Origin of the sequence: Stenotrophomonas sp. Sm10, assembly GCF_030985515.1 — a bacterium.
Classification (GTDB): Bacteria; Pseudomonadota; Gammaproteobacteria; order Xanthomonadales; family Xanthomonadaceae; genus Stenotrophomonas; species Stenotrophomonas hibiscicola.
On the sequence record NZ_JAPTFO010000141.1, the window covers coordinates 1 to 4651 of the forward strand.

General features: G+C 65.8%; 5 protein-coding genes. 1 reads left to right on the top strand and 4 read right to left on the bottom strand.

Annotated elements, in window-relative coordinates:
* Window positions 1-88: 88 nt before the first annotated feature.
* The 4 genes from O0J15_RS20290 to O0J15_RS20305 form a co-directional block, all read right to left on the bottom strand.
* Window positions 89-424: a hypothetical protein gene (locus O0J15_RS20290; RefSeq protein ID WP_019659556.1), complete on the bottom strand. Its 336-nt coding sequence runs from the start codon at window positions 422-424 to the stop codon at window positions 89-91.
* Between the two features lie 84 nt (window positions 425-508).
* Window positions 509-1318: a pseudouridine synthase gene (locus O0J15_RS20295; RefSeq protein WP_019659557.1), complete on the bottom strand. Its 810-nt coding sequence runs from the start codon at window positions 1316-1318 to the stop codon at window positions 509-511.
* A 20-nt stretch (window positions 1319-1338) separates the two neighbouring features.
* The gene (locus O0J15_RS20300) at window positions 1339-1845 is read right to left on the bottom strand and encodes a hypothetical protein (RefSeq protein ID WP_014646073.1); all 507 of its coding nucleotides are present in this window, start codon (window positions 1843-1845) and stop codon (window positions 1339-1341) included.
* Window positions 1846-2065: 220 nt separating this feature from the next.
* On the bottom strand, window positions 2066-3157 hold the full coding sequence (locus O0J15_RS20305) for an OmpA family protein (RefSeq protein WP_019659558.1): 1092 nt from the start codon (window positions 3155-3157) through the stop codon (window positions 2066-2068).
* A gap of 357 nt (window positions 3158-3514) precedes the next feature.
* Between O0J15_RS20305 and O0J15_RS20310 the strand changes: the two genes are divergently transcribed.
* Window positions 3515-4534 (top strand): zinc-binding alcohol dehydrogenase family protein, encoded by a 1020-nt coding sequence (locus O0J15_RS20310; protein WP_308306204.1) that lies wholly within the window; start codon window positions 3515-3517, stop codon window positions 4532-4534.
* Window positions 4535-4651 lie beyond the last annotated feature (117 nt).

Genomic DNA, 4651 nt, shown 5'->3' on the forward strand with positions numbered 1-4651 from the left:
GCCGGGCCATGCCCGGCGATTTCCCGAACGCCGCGCCATGCGCTCGCCGGGCACGGCCCGGCGCTACCGAAATGACGCGCGACGCGCGTCACTTCTTTTTCTTCTTGCCCTTCGGCTCGTCCTTGCTGGCCACCACCACCGGCTTGGCGGCGGCATCCTGGCCATTGCCCTTGGCTACGCGGATACCGTTGGCCTTCATCCAGGCATCGAACTCATCGGCGGTCATCTTCTTGTCGCCGTTGCTCATCAGGAAGCGGTAACTGCCGCGACCATCCAGCTCCGGGGTCTTCACTTCCACCACCGGGGTCTCGGCCGGCGTTTCCGCCTTGGCCACCTTCTTGTGGCCACCACAGGCGCTCAGCAGCACCATCGGCAGAAGCAGGCCTGCGCAGCGCAGGGTTTGATTGAGGGTCAGGTGGTACATGGCAGGCTCCGTTCGGGATATTCGACAGCCAGGCGCCCCCTACGCCTGGAACGGCGGCCGGCAAACGCCGGCCACGGGCGATGATCAGCCCGGTGCAGCGGCCCCCAGCCGCTGCTGGTCGCTGACCTGCAGGACCCGCCACTGGCCCTTGCCGAGATCGCCGAGCTGCAGCCCGCCGATCGCGACCCGGACCAGGCGCAGCACCTGCAGGTCGAAGGCCGCCAACAGGCGGCGGATATGGCGATTGCGGCCCTCGTCGAGGACCACCTCCAGCCATGCGGTCTTGTCGCCACTGCGCAGTACGCGCACGGCACGGGCGGCGAGGAACTCGCCCTCGTCCTCCACGCCGGCCCGCAGTGCCGCCAGCGTGGCGTCATCGGGCAGGCCATCAACCTGCACGTGGTAGGTCTTGTCCGGCCCGGTCTGCGGGTCGGTCAGGCGCGCCGCCCACTGCGGATCGTTGCTGAACAGCAACAGCCCTTCACTGGCCTTGTCCAGGCGCCCGACCGGCGCGATCCACGGCAGCCCCGCGCCATCGAAACAGCGGTAGACGGTGTCGCGGCCGCGCTCGTCCTGCGCGGTGGTCACTACCCCGCGCGGTTTGTTGAGCATCAGGTACAGGCGCTGTGGCGCGCCCATGGGCTGGCCATCGACCTCGATCGGCGGCACCGGCTGGCCAATCGGAAATTCCGGGTCGCGCACGATCCGGCCGGACACGCGTACGCGGCCTTCGGCAATCCAGCGCGCGGCCTCGCTGCGCGAGCACACGCCGGCCTTGGACAGTACGCGCGCCAGGCCATGGCGGACACCGGCGGAAGCGGCAGCGGAAGTCGCACGCCCACGCGGTGCGTGGGAGCGGGCAGCGGGGGCAGCAGGTGGGCGGCGCGTGCGCAAGCCTCTGCTCCCCGCGGTGCTTATTTCTTGTCGACCGGCTTGGTCTCAGCCGGTGCTTCAGCCGCCGCCGGCGTGGCGGCCGGGGCCGGACGCGCCTTGACCACGCGCACACCGCGCGCCTTCATCCAGGCGTCGAACTCTTCGGCGGTCATGCGCTTGCCGTTCTGGCTCATGTCGAAGCGCCAGGGCGTGTTGTCGAATTCGGTCTGCGGCTTGTAGGCCGCCGGATCGTTCGGCTTCACCGCCGGTGCGCTAGGGATGGCCTTGGCGATGTTCTGGCAGCCGTCGATGCGCAGGCGCTGCAGCACCTGGTCCAGCGACTGCGACGGATCGTAGTTGCTGCTCAGCACACCGGCCGGCATGCCCAGCTGGTTGCCACGGATGTACAGCTCGTCGGCAACCGGCGCGATGGTCGTGGCCGGCAACGGCAGCGGCGAGGCGCTGGTGTTGACCGAGCAATCGACCGCAGCGTGGGCGGCGGGAACCAGGGCCAGCGCCAGGAAGGCGGCCGATGCAGAGCGCAGCATGAGGGTCATCCAGGAAAGGAAGGGACGCGGCGAGTTTAGCAATGCCGCGACAGCTTTCAAGCGCCACTTTCAATGAATACGGCAACTCATTGGTTTTAAGGATAAAAACCCGACGAACGGTTACTTGCAGACCACCAGATGCCTAAATTGAGTGCCGCAGAAACAACAAGACCCGGCCGAAGCCGGGTCCTGCTGTGTCCTACTGGCAGAGCGTCAGAACTTAGTTCTGGACGTTCAGCTCGGTACGACGGTTCTTGGCGCGACCTTCCGGGTTGTCCGAACCATCCGGGTTGGTGTTCGGAGCAATCGGGCGGCTCTCGCCGTAGCCGATCGGGCCGACCAGGCGACCGGCGTCAACGCCGTTCTTGGTCAGGTAGTTGTACACGGCGGTGGCGCGACGCTCCGACAGCTTCTGGTTGTAAGCGTCGGTACCCTTCGAGTCGGTGTGACCGGCAACTTCAACGCGCAGATCCGGGTAACGCTTCAGGATCTCGGTGGCTTCGCTCAGGATCGCCACGGCGTCCGGACGCAGGTTCGACTTGTCGAAGTCGAAGTTGACGCCCTTCAGGTCGATGGAGACCGGCACCGGGCAACCGTCCGGACCGATGGTCTGACCCGGCTGCGAGTTCGGGCACTTGTCGTCGCAGTTGTTGACGCCGTCACCGTCGTCGTCCAGATCGGCGCAGCTCGGGGCAACCGGAGCCGGAGCCGGAGCAGCCGCGACCGGAGCCGGGCCCAGCGGGATCACGACGCCGACCGAAGCCAGCACGTCACCGAACCAGTCTTCGTTCGGAGCGGCAACGCTCTGGTCGTCGAAGTCAGCGCGGTAAGCCACTTCGGCGCGGACAGCAACGCGCTTTTCGAAGGTGGTCTGCAGGCCGACGCCCAGCTTGGCGGCAACGTTGCCGTCCTTACGCTGGCGCGGACCGTTGGCATTCAGCGCCGGGTACTCTTCTTCCGACTTCTGGTAGCCCAGGCCACCGACGATGTACGGGTTCCAGCCGCGGCCTTCCTTGATGAAGTGGCGACGCAGGTCCAGCGAGACGCCGTACTGCGACCAGTTCAGGTCCTTGTTCGAATCGAAGTTCGGGTTCTGATAGTTCAGCTCACCGTCCAGCGACCAGTTCGGGCTGATGAACTTGCCCAGGCCCAGGGTCACGAACGGAGCATCATTGGTCAGACGGTCGCTGTCCTGGAAGTTGAAGCCGGCCGAACCGGTCAGGTACCAGCGGTCATCGAACTCCTGCGCCGAAGCTGCCTGGGCGAAAGCCAGGCCGCCCAGCAGCGCGGCAGTAAGGATCTTCTTGTTCATTGAGTACAGCTCCTATTTCGGGGGTATGAAACCGGTAGAGGCATGGGCCAGCACAAGTGCGTCGATGTACGACAGCCGATTCAGCACGCCACCGCCGCGAACATTATGCTCAGGCGGGTGAAGGCCATGTTAACAGTCCCGTAACATGTGAAGTGTTGCGCCCGACCGTCCATCGGTCCGACGTTGAAACCCTATACAGGATGATGAAAATCCGCAAGACCCTCACGCTGCAAGGGTTTGACGGGGTTTAGGCGTTGGAAACGACACATTGCGCAGCGCGCTGCGATGAGCAGTTCAGCGTCTCTGCGAAAAGGTGAGGAACCTTATGATTGAACCACGAACCCAGCGGGAGCCGTGATGAAAGCCGTCGCCCTGAGTCGTGAGTCCGCCCCCGCGCTGTGCGATATCCGCCTTCCTCCGCCGCTGCCTCCACGGGGGCGCGACCTGCTGGTGCGGGTCGAGGCGATTTCGGTCAACCCGGTCGACGGCAAGCAGCGTGTCAGCACGGATCCAGCCACGCTCCAGGCACCTCGCATCCTTGGCTGGGACGCGGCCGGCGTAGTGGAGGCGATCGGCGACGAGGCCAGCCTGTTCGCGTCCGGTGATGAGGTCTATTACGCCGGTGATGTCACCCGCCCGGGGTGCAACGCGCAGTACCAATGGGTGGACGAACGTCTGGTCGCGCGCAAACCCACCACGCTGGATTTCGCCGAGGCCGCGGCACTGCCGCTGACCACGCTCACTGCCTGGGAACTGCTGTTCGAGCGCATGCCCCTGCGGCTGGATGATTGCCGCCACGCCGGCCAGAACCTGCTGGTGATCGGCGGTGCGGGCGGCGTCGGCTCGATGGCGATCCAGCTGGCCCGCCATGCGGGTTTCGAGGTGATCGCCACTGCGTCGCGCGAAGCCTCGGCCGACTGGTGCCGGCAGATGGGTGCCCGGCACGTGATTGATCACCGGCAGCCGCTCCAGGCCCAGCTGCATGCGCTCGGCATCGACGCGGTGCAGGTCGCACTCAACCTGGCCGACACCGACCAGTACTGGGATGAGCTGGGCCAGCTGCTGGCGCCGCAGGGACATGTCGGGCTGATCGTCGAGCCACGTGGCCCGCTGCGCATCGGCGATCCCTACAAGGCCAAGTGCATCGGCATCCACTGGGAATTCATGTTCGCGCGCTCGCGCTTTGCCACCGCCGACCGCATCGAACAGCACCGCATCCTCAGCCGCGCCGCCAGCATGCTCGATGCTGGCCAGCTGCGCGGCACGCTCAGTGAGTCACTGGGCACGATCAATGCGGCAAATCTGGACATTGCGCATCAGCGCCTGGCCAGCGGACGCACGGTGGGCAAGCTGGCACTGGTGGGCTGGGACGACTGAAGCGTCATGTAGAGCCGAGCCCATGCTTGTATGTTCCTCCCGGCTCCTACGCGGTATGTAGGAGCCAGGGTGGAGGGACCGTCAACATGATATCTGCGGATAGCAGCCGACAGACGA